This is a genomic window from Micromonospora arborensis (genome assembly GCF_003205615.1).
Classification (GTDB): Bacteria; Actinomycetota; Actinomycetes; order Mycobacteriales; family Micromonosporaceae; genus Micromonospora; species Micromonospora arborensis.
This window is the reverse complement of sequence record NZ_PYBV01000014.1, coordinates 242,957-258,757: the sequence shown is the minus strand read 5'-3', so window position 1 is coordinate 258,757 and position 15,801 is coordinate 242,957. Positions and strand designations below refer to the sequence as shown.

General features: G+C 71.8%; 13 protein-coding genes, 1 pseudogene and 1 riboswitch. Of the genes and pseudogenes, 10 read left to right on the top strand and 4 right to left on the bottom strand.

Annotated features, from left to right (window positions below; translation table 11 throughout):
• Positions 1 to 81 precede the first annotated feature (81 nt).
• Together thrC and C7C45_RS12615 are read right to left on the bottom strand one after the other, a co-directional pair.
• The gene (gene thrC / locus C7C45_RS12620) at positions 82 to 1,368 is read right to left on the bottom strand and encodes a threonine synthase (RefSeq protein WP_110563804.1); all 1,287 of its coding nucleotides are present in this window, start codon (positions 1,366 to 1,368) and stop codon (positions 82 to 84) included.
• A gap of 10 nt (positions 1,369 to 1,378) precedes the next feature.
• A riboswitch (SAM riboswitch) is annotated at positions 1,379 to 1,514 on the bottom strand.
• 68 nt (positions 1,515 to 1,582) lie between these two features.
• Positions 1,583 to 2,551 (bottom strand): DMT family transporter, encoded by a 969-nt coding sequence (locus C7C45_RS12615; RefSeq protein ID WP_110563803.1) that lies wholly within the window; start codon positions 2,549 to 2,551, stop codon positions 1,583 to 1,585.
• A gap of 91 nt (positions 2,552 to 2,642) precedes the next feature.
• Between C7C45_RS12615 and C7C45_RS12610 the strand changes: the two genes are divergently transcribed.
• From C7C45_RS12610 to C7C45_RS12590, 5 genes are all read left to right on the top strand, one after another.
• A complete protein-coding gene (locus C7C45_RS12610; RefSeq protein WP_110563802.1) occupies positions 2,643 to 2,948 on the top strand; it encodes an ArsR/SmtB family transcription factor in 306 nt (101 codons plus the stop codon).
• Positions 2,949 to 3,407: 459 nt separating this feature from the next.
• On the top strand, positions 3,408 to 3,620 hold the full coding sequence (locus C7C45_RS12605) for a hypothetical protein (RefSeq protein ID WP_244200351.1): 213 nt from the start codon (positions 3,408 to 3,410) through the stop codon (positions 3,618 to 3,620).
• A gap of 12 nt (positions 3,621 to 3,632) precedes the next feature.
• Complete coding sequence (locus C7C45_RS12600; RefSeq protein ID WP_110563801.1) at positions 3,633 to 5,183, top strand: plasmid pRiA4b ORF-3 family protein; 1,551 nt, start codon at positions 3,633 to 3,635, stop codon at positions 5,181 to 5,183.
• Complete coding sequence (locus tag C7C45_RS12595; protein ID WP_208641142.1) at positions 5,180 to 5,719, top strand: virulence RhuM family protein; 540 nt, start codon at positions 5,180 to 5,182, stop codon at positions 5,717 to 5,719. The genes C7C45_RS12600 and C7C45_RS12595 overlap by 4 nt, the downstream gene beginning before the upstream one ends.
• A gap of 175 nt (positions 5,720 to 5,894) precedes the next feature.
• On the top strand, positions 5,895 to 6,575 hold the full coding sequence (locus tag C7C45_RS12590) for a DUF4232 domain-containing protein (protein ID WP_244200350.1): 681 nt from the start codon (positions 5,895 to 5,897) through the stop codon (positions 6,573 to 6,575).
• A 27-nt stretch (positions 6,576 to 6,602) separates the two neighbouring features.
• Here C7C45_RS12590 and C7C45_RS12585 read toward each other — a convergent pair whose 3' ends face one another.
• Together C7C45_RS12585 and C7C45_RS12580 are read right to left on the bottom strand one after the other, a co-directional pair.
• Complete coding sequence (locus C7C45_RS12585) at positions 6,603 to 7,499, bottom strand: ABC transporter permease (protein WP_110563798.1); 897 nt, start codon at positions 7,497 to 7,499, stop codon at positions 6,603 to 6,605.
• Entirely contained in the window at positions 7,499 to 10,363 is a 2,865-nt protein-coding gene (locus C7C45_RS12580; RefSeq protein WP_110563797.1) for an alpha/beta fold hydrolase, read from the bottom strand. Before C7C45_RS12580 ends, C7C45_RS12585 begins: the two co-directional genes overlap by 1 nt.
• A gap of 375 nt (positions 10,364 to 10,738) precedes the next feature.
• On the opposite strand from C7C45_RS12580, the gene C7C45_RS12575 reads away from it, so the two are divergent.
• The 5 genes and pseudogenes from C7C45_RS12575 to C7C45_RS34955 form a co-directional block, all read left to right on the top strand.
• Positions 10,739 to 11,977 (top strand): hypothetical protein, encoded by a 1,239-nt coding sequence (locus C7C45_RS12575; RefSeq protein ID WP_110563796.1) that lies wholly within the window; start codon positions 10,739 to 10,741, stop codon positions 11,975 to 11,977.
• Entirely contained in the window at positions 11,964 to 14,498 is a 2,535-nt protein-coding gene (locus C7C45_RS12570; RefSeq protein WP_110563795.1) for a nitrate- and nitrite sensing domain-containing protein, read from the top strand. The genes C7C45_RS12575 and C7C45_RS12570 overlap by 14 nt, the downstream gene beginning before the upstream one ends.
• Complete coding sequence (locus tag C7C45_RS12565) at positions 14,495 to 14,971, top strand: roadblock/LC7 domain-containing protein (RefSeq protein ID WP_208641141.1); 477 nt, start codon at positions 14,495 to 14,497, stop codon at positions 14,969 to 14,971. The genes C7C45_RS12570 and C7C45_RS12565 overlap by 4 nt, the downstream gene beginning before the upstream one ends.
• Positions 14,968 to 15,450, top strand: a complete 483-nt coding sequence (locus C7C45_RS12560) for a DUF742 domain-containing protein (protein ID WP_110563794.1) — start codon at positions 14,968 to 14,970, stop codon at positions 15,448 to 15,450. The genes C7C45_RS12565 and C7C45_RS12560 overlap by 4 nt, the downstream gene beginning before the upstream one ends.
• Positions 15,428 to 15,801: pseudogene (locus C7C45_RS34955) on the top strand (ATP/GTP-binding protein); the annotation flags it as partial. The gene C7C45_RS12560 and the pseudogene C7C45_RS34955, both read left to right, overlap by 23 nt.

Sequence of the window (15,801 nt, the reverse complement as noted above, 5' to 3'; positions counted from 1 at the left end):
GCGCTCGGACACCGCCACGTCGGTGAAACGGAGTCGATCAATCTCGCGACGCCCCAGTGCGGCAGACGGGCGCGGGCGGCGTCAGCCGAGCAGACCGGCGTCGCGGGCGGCACGCAGCGAGGGCTTGATGTGGTGGGTCGGCCCGACCTGGCCCGCCACCGCGTCGATGGTCTTCAGTCCCTCGCCGGTGTTGAACACGACGGTCTCCGCCGTCGGGTCGAGCCGACCGGACTCGACCAGCTTGCGCAGCACCGCGACGGTCACCCCGCCGGCCGTCTCGGCGAAGACACCGGTGGTGCGGGCCAGATCGCGGATGCCGGCGCGGATCTCGTCGTCGTCGGCGTACTCCATCCAGCCGCCGGTGCGGCGGACCGCCTCCAGGGCGTAGAGGCCGGCGGCCGGGTCGCCGATGTTGAGCGACTTGGCGATGCCGGTGGGCTTGACCGGGGTGATCGTGTCGGTGTCGGCGTGCAGAGCGGTGGCGATCGGGTTGCAGCCGGCCGACTGGGCCCCGAAGACCTTCCAGCCACCGGCCGGGGCTTCGACCAGGCCGATCTCCACCAGCTCGGAGAACGCCTTGTCAATCTTGGTGAGCAGCTCGCCGCTGGCCATCGGGATGACCACCTGCGCCGGGATCCGCCAACCGAGCTGCTCGGCCACCTCGTAGCCGAGTGTCTTGGAGCCCTCCGCGTAGTACGGCCGGACGTTGACGTTGACGAACGCGGTGTCCTCGAATTCGTCGGTCTCCACCAGCTCGCCGCACAGCCGGTTGACGTCGTCGTACGAGCCGTCGATCGCGACCAGTTCGCCCCCGTAGACGGCGGTGGTGATGACCTTGCCCTGCTCCAGGTCACTGGGGATGAAGACCACCGAGGGCACCCCGGCGCGGGCGGCGTGCGCGGCCACCGAGTTGGCGAGGTTGCCGGTCGACGCGCAGGCGAACCGGGTGAAGCCGAGCGCCTTCGCGGCGGTGAGCGCCACCGAGACGACCCGGTCCTTGAACGAGTGGGTGGGGTTGGCGCTGTCGTCCTTGACCCAGAGCGGCGCGGTGATGCCCAGCTCGGCGGCGAGGTGCGGGGCCGCCACCAGCGGGGTCAGCCCCGGGTCGAGGGTGACCCGGCTGGCCGGGTCCTGACCGGCGGGGAGCAGTGCGGCGTACCGCCAGATGTTCTTCGGGCCGGCCTCGATCTGCTCGCGGGTGACGGTGGCCAGGGCTGCCGTGTCGTAGTCGACCTCCAGCGGGCCGAAACACTCGTAGCAGGCGTGCTGGGCGGCGAGCGGGTAGCGGGCCGTACAGGCGCGGCAGACCAGGGCGCGGGCGGGGCTGGCGGAGGTGTCGATGCCAGAGGCGACGAGCGTCGACGTCATGTCGAGAGTCCTCTCATCTTTCCCCACATCGCACGGTGCGGCGGGGACGGAATTGGCACCTGCCCCGCAGGTCGCTCAGCGGTGAGCGCGCGGGGTGGTTGCCGGGGCGTCGTCGGGCCGTATCCCTCAGCCCCTCTGGATGAGGTATGCAGTTGTGAGGTGGAGTCTAGGACAACGCTGTCGGGGGTTGCCACCGCCGATCCCAGGAAGTGGGTCAGCGGGCGCTCACCGCCACGGGGTCGACCACCGCGATCTGGTCGGTGACCGCGGTCGACTGCGGCAGGGACGAGGGCCGGATCCGCGCCCTGGTGGCGAGGTTCGCGGCGACCAGCGCGGCGATCGTGATGGCGGCACCGACCAACTCGACGGGCTCCGGGCGGTAGCCACGGGCGATCTGCACCGCGAACGTGGTCACCGGGACCAGGTTCATGAACAGCGCGGCGTTGGCGGCACCGAGCCGCTGCACGCCGGTGTTCCAGGCCAGGACCGCGATCACGGCAGCCACGATCACGGCGTACGCCAATTGCGGGGCGACCGCCACGAGGTCGGCGGCGGCCGGCGCGTGCTGCCAGCCGACGGCGTCGGCGCCGATGCTCGCGGCCAGCATGGCGGCCGTGCCGGCGAGCGCGGTCAGTGTGGTGAAGCGCAGCGGCGACCAGCCGCCGAACCGGCTGGCACCGTGCGTGTAGATGCCCCAGCCGAGCACCGCGCCGATCATCATCAGGCCGCCGAGACCAAACTGGCCGAGCCCGGCCAGGCTCCCGCGGGTGATCACCAGGCCGACGCCGAGGAGCGCCACCAGGGAGAGGGCCAGCAACAGGGGCTTCGGCCGTACGCCGTCCCGGGCCCAGCGGACCAGCTGAGTGATCACCGGGGTGGTGGCCACGAAGAGGGAGATCTGTTGGGGGGCGGCGTGTTCGAGCGCCAGGTTGGTGAGCAGGTTGAAGCCGGCGAAGCCGACCACGCCGAGCACCACGATCTCGACGGCCCGGCCGCCGGGCCGCAGCGCGGCGGAGCCCTCGCGGAGCAGCAGAATGGCGACGAGGACGACGGCGGCGAGCAGGTATCGGGCGGTGGTCAGGTTGAGTGGGTCGATCCGGGTCAGCGCACTGGCCAGGACCGGGAACATCACGCCCCAACCGAGCACGGCGAGCAGCGGATAGGCGGCGGCGCGGGATCGCATCGTCAGCTCCAATGTTCGAGTATCGTCGAACCAACGACACCGACCCTAGGGCGTTGTTCGATTATTGTCGAACAAGGGTTACACTGGTCACATGGAGCCGCACGAACCCGACCTGACCGACATACCGGTCACCATCGTCTTGGCCGCACTCGCCGACGACGTGCGGCTACAGATCGTCCGGGCACTCGCCGAGGGCGGTGAACACGCCTGCGGCAGCTTCGACTTCGGCGTCTCCAAGGCGACCCGCAGCCACCACCTCAAGGTGCTGCGCGAGGCGGGCCTGACCCGCACCCGGGCCGCCGGCACCAGCCGCCTGGTCCGCCTCCGCCGCGACGAGCTGGACCGCCTCTACCCCGGCCTCCTGGACGCGGTTCTCAGCACACGCACGCCAGCCTGACGCCCCGTCCGCCGGAATGACCCGGACCGGGCGCGTCGCCGGAACCGCCTCGTCGAGGCTCCGGCGACGCGCGGTACGTGTGCCGTCAGACGACCATCGAGTTCGACTCGACCACCAATGCCGGTGAGGCCTCGGCACGACGCCGGGCGAGCAGTGTGTCGAGCGCCCAGAAACCTGGGCCGAGGGCCGCTACCAGCAGGAAGGACCAGCAGAAGAGGGCCGACAGCTCGCCCCCCGCCCCCAGCGTCGAGTATCCCCGGCGACGCCAACGCGCGCCCGCGCCTCTGACCTGCTACTACACCCGGGTTCGGGGAGCGCCACCCGCCGCAGGCACGCTCCCATAGTGTGGGTACGGGCGCCTGTCGAGCTGCCCCGGACACGGGGCGACAGCCCAGGCTCGACCAGCCCCTCCCACATCGACCAAGGGGGAGCGCCCCCAAGCCCACCACCCTGATCAGCGTGGATGACGCACGGGCGTTGGCCGAGGCCCTGCGCGACTCGCTCAGAAACGTCAGCGCCATCGACTTCGGCGAGACGACCCTGAGCGAGGAAGATCGTCAGTTCGTGCGTACCCGCGTCTGGTGCGACCGTCGCCTCCCCGGCGGCGCCCGCTGCCCCCTGCCCACCGACCACCCCGGCGAGTTGTGTGCGGCCAGCTCCGGCAGCCCGTGAAAATATGCCCGGATGAGTCCCGAAAGCCGCCGTCGTAAGCGCGCCAAGCCGAGTCGGTCCGGCCAGCAGGTCGTGCGGCGGGCCCGACCAGCCGAGGTGGATCAGTGCGACTGCCCGGTGTGCTCCGACTTTGACCCGCAGAACTTCATCGACGATCTGGTTGCCGGCGCTGCAGACCTGATCAAGGCGGACGATCCCGTCGAGGCCGAGTTGTTTGCCGCGACGTTCCTGTCCGCTGGTGACCTTGGCGGCGAAGGCTTCACCGAGGCGCTCAACGAGGACATGCTGCCGGCCGTCGCCGAAATCGGTACGCCCGAAGCGCTCGCGATGCTGCTCGCGATCGACGCCGTCCGAGAGGGAACCGTCGCCGCAGAGGCTGCCCAGCGTCTGGTGGAGGCGGGCGTGGCAGCGCCGAGTTGGGCCAGCGAGCTGCGCCAGCCCGTGCGGGTCGGCCCGTGTCGACGCTTCGTCGACCCGGCGGGCAGCGCGTCCGTGCTCGTCTGCGCCTTCGAGCGAGCCGGGCGCTCGCATGGGTTCCTCGTCCACGTCGACCACCTCCACTGTGACGCGGCGGCCGTCATCGTGCTTTTCCCAGCTCACGCCCTGGACGAGGTGGTCACCACGATTCAGCAGAACGGCCGTCGTGCCGGTCTGACGATCGCCGAGGAGTTGTTGGACCCGGCCGAGTTTCGGTGGCAGGTCGAACAGGCCCTCGACGCCCGCGCAGACCACGACCAGGAACGTGACCTCGCGGAGTTCGACGACGAATTCGACGACGAGGACGGGCCGGGCTACCACATGCTGGCGGTGCTGCTGCGAGCCCGGATCCGTACGCTGCCCGAGCCGACGCGCCCACCAGCCCAGCACGACGCCGACACCCGTCAGACCACCCTCGAACTGCTGGACATGATCAGCCAGATCGCCGGGCAGGCGCAGCAGATCCAAACCCGCACCGGACGGCGTACCGCCGGGCGGAAGCTGCCGGCGAAGCGCAGGAAATCCGGCCCAGCCGCGCCCATCTATCAGCTCAAGGTGGGTCTGCGGGAGGCGAAGCCGCCGATCTGGCGGCGTTTGGAACTGCCCGCCGACACGAGCCTGGCCGACCTGCACGGCATCATCCAGGTGGCCTTCGGCTGGCACGACTCCCACCTGCACGTCTTCGAGACCGCGTACGGCGACTTCGGGGTCGCCGACCGGGAGCTGGGTCACCGCGCCGAAGCTCCGGTGACCCTGGAACAGGTCGCGCCCGGCGTCGGAGACCGTTTCAAATACACCTACGACTTCGGCGACGACTGGACACACGAGATCGTCGTAGAGAAGGTGCTGCCCCGCCAGCCCATCGCGTACCCACGATGCACCGGCGGTCGGCGGGCGGCACCGCCGGAGGACTGCGGTGGCATCTGGGGCTACGCCGAACTTGTCGAGGTGCTGAGCAATCCCGACCACCCCGAGCACGGCGACCGGCTGGAATGGCTCGGACTGGCCTCCGCCGCCGACTTCCAGCCCGCCCGATTCGACGCCACCGAGATCACCCGGGCCCTGACCGAAGGGGGCAACGGGTGACCGATCCTGCTGGCGAGCTGATCCTCTACCGCGCCGACGACGGCGGGTCCGTCGTCCAACTGCGTGCGACCAAGGGGACGGTCTGGTTGACACAGGCGCAAATGGCGGAGCTGTACGGGACCTCGGTCCCCAACATCGTGCAGATCATGCGTCGAGTGCTGGCCGACGAGGAGGTGACCGAGGCAACTATTAACTCTGAGTTAGTAGTTCGGGTCGAGGGCGGTCGGCAGGTGCGGCGTGAGGTCAAGGTCTACAACCTGGACATGATTCTTGCCGTCGGCTACCGGGTGACCACACCCCGCGCGGTGCAGTTCCGACAGTGGGCGACGACCGTCCTGACTGAGTACCTGGTCAAGGGCTTCGCCATGCAGGACGAGCGACTCAAGGTATACGCCGACTACGACAATCGGCGCCGCGCTGTGCAGGCTGAGGAGGCACGCCGGCAGGAAGAACAGGACCTCGCCGAGCTTTTGGAGATCGAGCGCCGCGACCGACACGGCGGAGGATCGCTCGACCACGATGCGTCGGCAGGCTAGCGATGTCGTGGACGAATCAGCTCCAAAGCTCACGACAAGGAGACTCCGTCCCGGCGAGCGGCGGGAGGTAATCCGGCGGGAATAGTGAGCCGGCCCAGGTACGGGGCAGCTCGACAGGACACCCGACTGTCGGGGCCGGGCGGCGGCGCACGCCCACGTGGGCGAGGATCAACGAATGATCTCCCGCGACATGGCAGCACGGCGACGCATCAGCGCGACGGCCGCGATGGCTCTCGTGCTCGGCGGCTGCACTCCCGGCGACCATCGGGGCCAGGGCGGGGACCCTCCGAGCCGGCCGCCGACCGCGCCGAGCCCGTCCACGAGCACCGACCCGCTGGCCGACTGTCCGGCCTCCGGTGTCCGGATCCGGTCGACCGGCGGGGACGCCGCGATGGGCCTGCGCGCCCTCGGCATCGAGCTCATCAACTGCGGCGACCAGCCGTACGAGCTCAACGGGTACCCGGTGCTGCACGTGTTCGACGAGCAGCGCGAGCCGATCATGCTGCGCGTGGTCAACGGTGCCAAGGAGATCACCTCGGGTTTCGACCAACCGCCGCGAAAGATCATCCTCGCCCCCGATGAGCGGGCCACCGCCGTGGTGCTCTGGCGCAACCTGGTCACCGATTCGACAGTGGTGGCCACCAACGGTGAGTACCTGACGGTGGCACCCGCTGCCGGGCAGCCGGCCGAGGACGTCGACCCGGACGGGCCGGTCGACCTGGGCAACACCGGCCGGATCGGCGTCAGCGCCTGGAAGAAGGCCGACCCGTCGACGCCGGCGCCGACGCGGCCGGCCCCGCCACCGGCCCCGAGCGCGGTGCCGTCGTCGGTGAGCCCGCCCGACAGCCGCCTCTGAGCCCGGGCGGTCAAAAGACCAGGGCTGCTAGGACGTGATGTCCTTGCGGGTGAAGCGCCAGAACGCCAACCCCCAGAACAACGTCGCGTAGCTGATCGCCGAGATGCAGCCGCGCACCACGTCGTCGGTCTGCACCGGGGTCGAGAGCAACCCCAGCCAGGCGGTGCTGAAGTGGGTGGGCAGGAAGTCGCGCAGCGCGCCCAGGGCGGTGATCTGGTCCAGGATGCTGGACAGGATCCAGAGCAGCACCGCGCCGCCGACCGCGCCGAGCGCGGCGTCCGTGGTCACCGACAGCAGGAACGCCAGCCCGGCCACCACCAGGAGTACGACCGCCAGGTAGCCGAGCACGGCCAGCAACCGGAGCAGCCCCTCGCCCGGCTCCAACTCGGCGGCGACCGTGCTGCGCAGGGGCGACCAGCCGTAGCGCAGGGTGCCGGCCAACAGCGCGGTGCCCGCCAACAGGAGCAGGGCCAGTCCCGAGTACGCGAGCGCGACCACCAGCTTCACCGTCAGCAACCGGGCCCGGGGCACCGGGATCGCCAGCAGGTAGCGCAGGCTGCCCCAGCTCGCCTCACTGGCCACCGTGTCGCCGCAGAACAGCGCGACGACGACCACCAGCAGGAACGACGCCGACACGAAGATCGAGAAGAGGGTGAAGTTGAGCCCGCCGGAGGTGGCCAGGTCGACCAGGCTCGCGAACTCGTTGTTGCCGTTGTCGTCGTCGCCGCCGGAGTTGAACTGGAACGCGATCAGGATGATCAGCGGCAGCAGCACCATGAACCCGAGCGCCAGCTGGGTTCGCCGCCGGGACGCCTGGCGACGGAACTCCGCCGCGAACGGCATGGTGGCCGACGGCCGGTAGCCCCGGGCCGCACCGGCCGGGTCGGTGACGCCCCGCGGCGTCTCGACGGAAGAGCCTGCCATCACCGGTCACCGCTTCCCCGAGAGTTCTCGCCCACCAGGGCGAGGAACGCGTCCTCCAGGCGCCGCCGGGGCACCACCCGGTCCACTCCGATGCCGGCGCGCACCAGCTCGGCCACCACCTCGCTGCGGGCCGTGCCGTTGGTGTCGACCACCAACTGGCCGTCGCTCTCCGGCAACACGCGGACCCCGTGCAGTCGGTCCAGGACCGCCCGCGCCGCCACCGGGTCGCTGACGTCGAAGAGCACACTCGGCGACTCGCCGACGATCTCCTCCACCGGCCCGGACGCCACGATCCGGCCCTTGTTCACCACCACCGCGTGCGTGCAGGTCTGTTCCACCTCGGCGAGAAGGTGGCTGGAGACCAGCACCGCCCGACCGTCGGTGGCGTACCGCTGGAGGACCCGGCGCATCTCGGCGATCTGTGGCGGGTCGAGCCCGTCGGTCGGCTCGTCCAGCACCAACAGTTCGGGGAGGCCGAGCATGGCCTGGGCGATGGCGAGGCGCTGGCGCATCCCGTGGCTGTAGTTCTTGATCCTGCGGTGTACCGAGTCGCCCAGCCCGGCGATCTCCAGCGCCGCGTCGAAGTGCGCGTCCTCGGCCGGTCGCCCGGTGGCCTGCCAGTACGCCTTCAGGTTGTCCAGACCGGACAGGTGCGGCAGGAAGCCCGGCCCCTCCACGAGCGCCCCGATCCGGGACAGCACCGGCGAGCCGGGCACCAGCCGGCGACCGAAGACGTAGATCTCCCCGGCGGTCGGCTGGGTCAGCCCCATCAGCACCCGCAGGGTGGTGGTCTTGCCGGCACCGTTGGGCCCGAGCAGACCCACCACCTGACCAGGGTGCACCTCGAAGTCCACGTTCGACACCGCCACGAAGCCGTCCGCGTACTCCTTGCGAAGTGAGCGCACGGCCAGCGGGGTGTCCGCGTACTCCGGATGCACCGACCGGTCCTGGCGACGGTGCCGGCGGCGGACCACGGCGACGACCACGACGAGCCCGATCGCGATGGCGGCGAGCAGGCCGGCGAGCACCCAGCGCCAGATCGTCGCGGCGGTGGGGATCGGCTCGCCGCTGACCGTGGGCAGGGTGACCGCGCCGTCCGCCGCCACCGTGTAGACGGTCGGTTCGGCGGGCGTGGTGTACGCCTGGTCGGAGGTGGCCACCACCAGGCGCAGCCGGTGCCCCGCCTCCACCCGGCGGACGATCCCGGGCAGCGTCACGGTGACCGGGCGGGCGTCCTGCACCCGCTGCGGCAGGCCGGTGAGTCGGACCGGGGCGACCAGCCCGTTCGGCAGGGTGGCCGCGCCGTCCGGGTCGACGTCGTAGAGCTTGACGAAGAGCACCGCCTCGCCGGTCGGCGACGCGGCCCGCAGGGTGACGGTGGGCGCACCGGCCACGTCGACCGCATCGGTCAGCGGTGCCGACTCGAACCGGGCGTGCTGGCCGGGCACGTCACCGGCCACGCCGTCCAGCAGGGAGGTGAGCCCACCGGCGAACGGGATCGAGGAGATCGCGGCCGGGTTGCCGTTCGGTGGGTTCGCGATCGGCTGGGCGGGGCCGGCGACCGTGACGTCGTGGCGGGCGTTGCCGGTGAGACCCGGGTAGTCGGCCCGGCGGAAGCCGGTGGCGACCAGACCCCGGTCGAGCGCGTCGAAGCCGGCGATCCGCGACCAGGTGAAGTCGTCGCCGGGCGCGTCGCCCTCGCCCTTGACGTAGTGGTCGAGCCACTGGACGGTCAGGAACTTCACCCGGTCGGAGTCGGAGCGGGGGCCTTCGCCGCCGTCGTGCCCGCCGGTGAACCAGGCGACCCGTACCGGGGTGCCGGTGGCAGCGATGCCCTTCGCGTTCGCGTCGGCCTCGCCGAGGGGGAAGAGCGTGTCCGCCTCACCCTGCACCAGCAGGGTCGGTGCCTTGATCCGATCGAGTACGCCCGCCGGGCTGGAACGGCGCAGCAGGTCCACGGCGGACTGGTCGGCGCGGCCGGTGGTGGCGATCCGCAGGTACGCGGCGCACACGTCGGCGGCGAACCGTCCGCAGGACGGGTCGGCGGCACCGGCCGGGGCGCCACCGGGACCGGTGCCCGGGCCGGCGCCCGGCCCCGGACTGGGCGGGCCGGCCGACGCCGGTGCGCCCTGTGGCTGGGCGGCGGTCCCGCCGGAGAGGCCGGCCGGGCCGCTGCCCACGTTGCCGCCTCCGCCGAAGAAGAGGCCGGCCCAGCCCTTCTTGAACACGCCCTCGGTCGGTGCCCCGCCGGTGCTCTCCGGCAGGAACGCGCGGGACAGGTCGTTCCAGGTGATCATGGGGACGATCGCGTCGACCCGACGGTCCTGCGCGGCCAGCAACAGTGCCAACCCGCCGCCGTACGAGCCGCCGACCACACCGACCTTCGGGTCACCGGCGGCGTCGGTGCGGATTTCCGGTCGGGCGGCCAACCAGTCCAGCAGCCGAGCCGCGTCGCGGACCTCGTAGTCGGGGCTGTCCAGGTGGATCTCGCCGCCGCTGCGGCCGAAGCCCCGCGCGGTCCAGGTGAGTACCGCGTAGCCGCGCCCGGCGAACTCCTCCGCGTCGGAACGCACCGACTCCTTCGTGCCGCCGAACCCGTGTGCCAACAGGACCGCCGGCACCTTCCGATCCGACGATGCGTCGTCGGGCAGGTAGAAGGTCGTGTCCAGGTCCACCGGCTGGTCGTCGGACGGTCCGGAGCGGACGGTGAGCATCGCGCTCTCGCTGCGTACGCCGGAGCCCTGGGGCCACACCGCCCAGGTCACGGCGGCGGCCAACAGCACGACGACCACCCCTGCGGCGATCGCGCGGCGGCGGGTGGGTAGGGCACGCCGGATCCACGCGGCCGGCGACGGCGATGTCATTCGGCACACGGTACGGCCCGCAGCCTGAGCGTTGGCTGAGATCCGCCGTACGTTCGTCCGGTTGCCCCGATCGGTGTCCGGGTGGGTGCGAGCGAGTCTTGTCCGACGCGGCCCAGTGAGTTGAGTTCGGATCCCGTGAATTCCGATCTTCCACGGATATCCACCTCGATCCCTCCATGTCACACCCGCCAATCAGACCGAGCCTGCCGGAAACGCGGACAAATGGCGACATCGCTCGAACTGACGCGAACCTGACTCGTCGACCTGGGTCTGACCCGCGAGGGGGTCGGTTAGTTTTCCGGTCCGGTGCACGGGACTTGTCGGCTAACCCGACACCGCGCCGATCCGCGCCCCACGCCGGAGGAGACACAACACATGACAGTCCCCGCGCCACGGGCCCGTCGACGGCCGTCCACGCTGGGCCGGCTGCTGCCGCTCCTGCTCATCGGGGCGTTACTGGCACCGGTGGGTCTGCTCCTCACGACCACCTGGCGGCAGACCACCGACGACCGGGACCTGGCCGTCCGGGAACGGCTGGGCGTGCAGTACCTCAGCGCTCTGGGCTCGGTAACCGACGCCCTGGTGGAGGCCCAGACCGCTGCGATCAACGGTCGCCCCGTCTCCGGGGAAGCACTGAACCGGGCGGTCGAGGAGGCCGCAGCGGTGGACGCGCACATCGGCGTCGAGCTGCTCAGCCAGGAACGCTGGGCCGGGGTACGCGCCAGGCTGGAGGCGCTGCGTGGTCGCAGCGCCACCGATCCGGAGTCCGCCTACACGGCGTACAGCGAGGTGTCCGACCTGCTGCTGGCCCTGCACCGGAAGGTCCGAGAGAGCTCCGGGCTGGTCCGCGACCCTGCCGCCGACTCGTTCTTCCTCCAGGACAGCGCCGGCCAGGATCTGCCCGAGGCGGTGGTGGCCGCCGGCCGGCTCGCCGATCTGGGCACCCTGGTCTCCCGTCGGCCGGCCGCCGAGCAACCCCGCGGCCTGCTGGAGTTGACCGGCCTGCGAGTGGCCGCCCTGGGGCCTGCGACCGACCTCGTCGACAACCTGCGCTCCGCCGTGGACGGCTCGGAGAGCACCGATCTCGGTGCCAACGTGCTGACCCCGCTGGACACCTACCAGCGCTCGGTGGAGGCGCTGGCCGCGTACTCCACCCCGGCCAACGGCAGGGGTCCGGTCGACCCGCGCCAGTTGAGCGCCGCGGGGCTCAACACGCAGCGCGCCGCCCGTCAACTTCAGCCGGTCATTCTCAGCGAGTTGGACGCCCTGCTGGTCGAGCGCATCGACGAACTCGACCGGGACCGCTGGCTGACCGCCGGAGCGGGTGTGGTCGCCGGGCTGTTGCTGGGCTGGCTCGCCGCGCTGCTGTTCGCCGCCGGTCGGCGGGCCCGCCACCGGGCCGCCCTGGCCGCGACCCACACGGGCAGCCCCGACACCTCCGCGGCGCTCGACCGGTGGCAACCGGGGGACGGCGAATCCCGCCGGCTGCCACCGACGGCCGGCGATCCGCACGGGCTGCCACCGACGGCCGACGACCCGCGTGGCCTGCAACCGGTCGGCACAGCCCGTGACCCGGAGACCGCGCAGTGGGGAGCGTTCGATGCTGCTCGGTAGGCTCCGCATCCGCGGCAAGCTCGCGCTGCTCGTGGTGATCCCGCTGCTCAGCATGGTCGGCCTGGCCGTGCCCGTCATGCTCGACCGGGTGGCCGCGGCACAGCGGGCCGGCGACACCGCCGACCGGGTACGACTCGCCAGCCAGGTCGGCAGCCTGGTCCAGGACCTCCAACAGGAACGCATCCTCTCGGTCGGTTTCCTGCTCGGGGGTCGAGTCGAACGCAGCGAGTTGATCCGCAAGGCCGCCGACGTGGACGACCGGGTGGCCGACCTGCGGGCTGGCGACAGCGACGCGCTGACCGACCGGGTGGACCGCGCCCTGGACGGCGTGTCCAGCCTCATCGACCTGCGTACGGCCGTGCTGGCCCGGGTCGCGAACCCCGGTCAGGTGATGGACGCGTTCGGCCCGGTCAACGTGGGGTTGATCGAGTCGCTGCGGCTGATGTTCGGTGTGGACACCGACACGTTGCCGGGGCGGCAGGTGCTCGCCCTCGACGGGCTGCTCCGCGTGGACGAGGGTCTGGGCGCCTGTGCCACCCTGAGCCTGCTGGTCAAGGCGATCGGTAGCCCGGACACCACCACCGGGTACGTGGCGTGCATCGCCGCCCTCCAGGTGGACAATCTGCGTTTCCGCAGCCTGATCACTCCTGAGCAGCTCAAGGTGGCCCTGCTCAACGACGCGGCCGTGGCGGCACGTACCAGTGCGGACTTCCTGGTCACCAGTGCTCGGGACCCGGCCAGCGCAGTCCGCGACGTGCCGATGGAGGCACTCTTCCCGGCTGTCCGCACGATGATCCGACTCGGCCAGTTCGTGGAGAAGAAGCTGGTCGCCGACGTGCTCACCGAGGTGACCGCCGAGCAGCGGCGCGCGCTGACCGCCGCGTACCTGGTCGGTGCCGCGGCGGCGCTGATCCTGACGCTCGTGGTGCTGCTCAGCGTGGCGGTCGCGCGAACGGTGGCCCGACCGCTGACCCGCCTCACCCGCTCGGCGGACCGGGTCGCCCGGGTCGCCGAGGCGGAGCTGGTCCGGGTCACCGACGACGAGGGGGAGAGCCCTCAGCCGGTCCGGCTGAAGCCGGTGGACATCCGGGCCAACGACGAGATCGGCGACCTGGCGCGGGCCTTCGACCGGGTGCAGAGCACCGCTGCGCGGCTGGTCGAGCGGCAGGTCGCCGGACGACGCAACGTGGCGCAGATGTTCGGCCACGTCGGGCGGCGCACCCAGAACCTGGTCGGCCGGCAGATCGCACTGATCGACCGGCTGGAGCAGCAGGAGGTCGACCCGGGCCGGCTGGAGCACCTGTACCGACTCGACCACATCTCCAGCCGGTTGCGGCGCAACGCCGGCAGCCTGGTGGTGCTCTCCGGCTCGGCCGGTGCCGACGCGCACACGGCGCCGGTACCGCTGGCCGACGTGGTCCGGTTGGCCCTCGGCGAGATCGAGGATTACACCCGGGTGGAGGTGCGGGTGCCGGCGGGCATCTCGGCCGCGCCGGCGGTGGTCGGCGACCTCATTCTGACGCTGGCCGAGCTGATGGAGAACGCCACCGCCTTCTCCCCGCCGCACACCCGGGTACTGGTGGCCGCCGACGCGTCCGGCCTGGGCGCGCGGATCACCGTGGTGGACCACGGTATCGGCATGGGCGAGCAACGGCTGGCCGAGGAGAACGCCCGGTTCACCCGCCGGGAACGGCTCGACCTCGCACCGACCGAGGTGCTCGGTCTCTTCGTGGTGGGCCGGTTGGCCCGCCGGCACGGCTGGGAGGTGGGCCTGGCCGCCACCGTCGGCGGTGGGGTGACCGCACACCTGGAGATCCCACCGGCGTCACTGGTGCTGCGCCGCCCCGAACGGCCCGGGGCGACCGTGGCCCGGGCCGTGGTGCCGGAACGAAACCGGCGTACGGCGGCGGCACCCGACGCCGACCACGGCGTGCGGTCCCTTCCGGCGGCCGTCGCCGCGCCGGCCCGCTTCGACTCGGACCTGCTGAGTCGGGCCACCCGCAGCCTGGAGGCCGGCCCTTCCTGGAACGCGTTCGGCCCCGGCCAGCCGGAGCAGGCCGTCCCCGCACCCCAGGATCCGGAACCGTCGAGCTCGCCGGCCGGGCCGCGGGTCCGGCAGCGGGTCCCCGGGGCCAGCCTGCACGCTGCCACCCCGCCGGTCCGGCCGGTGGACGCGACCGGCGCGGACCCCGCCGCCGCCCGCGCGCTGGTCGAGGCGTTCCAAGCCGGTGTACGCCGGGCCGAGCTGAACACCGTCGACCTGCCGAGCACGCCAGGGGGCGTCGGTCCCCTGGTGGCGAGCGGCGCCGGCCGGGCCGATGCCACCGTCGGTCGGCCTCGGCTGATCCGACGGGTGCCGGGGGCGAATCTCGCTGCCGTGCCGGCCTGCCAGCCCCTCAGTACGCACCTCGGTGACCCGGCCGAGGTCCGCGATCTCATCAGCGAGTACGAGGCGGGCGTGGCCCGTGCTCTCCGCGAAGTCAGCCCAGACCGTCGGAACGAAGAAGGATCATCACGGTGACCAGCCCCTTCCTGCACGAAAACGTCGACCACCAGAGCCAGTCCGTCGCCGGCGGGGACCTCAGCCCGGAGGCCCGTACGTTCAACTGGCTGCTGGACTCCTTCACCTCCGGCACGGCCGGGGTCCTGGAGGCGATCGCGGTCTCCTCGGACGGCCTGCTGATGGCCATGTCGGCGATCAAGGACCGCTCCAACGCGGAACGGTTGGCCGCGGTGGTGTCCGGGATGACCAGTCTCGCCGGTGGGGCGGCCAGTTGGTACGCGCTCGGCGGCCTGAACCGGGTGATCGTCGACATGGCCGACGGTTACCTGCTGATCAGCGCGATCAGCAGCGGATCCGTGCTGGGGGTGGTCGCCGACCGGTCGGCCAACCTGGGCACCGTCGCGTACGAGATGACGCTCTTCGCCGGGCGGGCCGGTGGTGCCCTGACCCCGCGGCTGATCGTCGAGTTGAAGAACGCCGCCCAGCAGTGACCCCCGACGTCGCCGGCGAGGACCCGGACCCGGAACCCAGCGTCCGGATCCGCCCGTACCTGCACGCGGCGCCCCCGACCGAGGACGGCGCGGTGCCGACACCGGCGCCGCCGGAGCCGGACGGTGCTCGGCCGGCGGGGCCCCGCCCGTTCGTGCTCACGTCCGGGCGGGTGGCGGGTGCCGACCCGGCGATCGGGCTGGAGACGCAGGTGACCGCCCGCGCGGACAGCGGCTGGTGGACCGGCTCCCCCGGTGCCCTGCTGGCACCGGAGGTCCAGGCGATCATCGCGCTCTGCGCCGAGCCGATCTCGGTGGCCGAGATCTCGGCCCGCGCCCGGTTGCACTTCGGCGTGACGCGGGTCCTGGTCGGTGACCTGCGGGCGGCCGGACACCTGGACGTGCACGTCACCGACACCGACGAAGCCTTCGACCCCGACCTCATCCTGCGAGTGATTGATGGACTCCGTGCGATCTCCTGAATGGCCGGTCGCCCCGCTCGGCGGGGTCGCCGGCAACAGCGCAGCCGCCCGTTACGGCGTGCCGTCGGCGACCGGGCCGGCAGTCGGGCGTGCCGGCCCGCCGCCGCCGTACCAGCCTCCGTCCGGCACGGGGGCGACGTCGCCGCCGGTCGGTAAGCCGGCGGCACCGCCGATCCCGGTCAAGATCCTGGTGGCCGGCGGGTTCGGGGTGGGGAAGACCACCACCGTGGGGGCGATTTCCGAGATCGCCCCCCTGACCACCGAGGCCGAGATGACAAGCGCCGGGATCGGCGTGGACGACCTGGGTGCCCGGTCCACCAAGACCACCACGACGGTGGCGATGGACTTCGG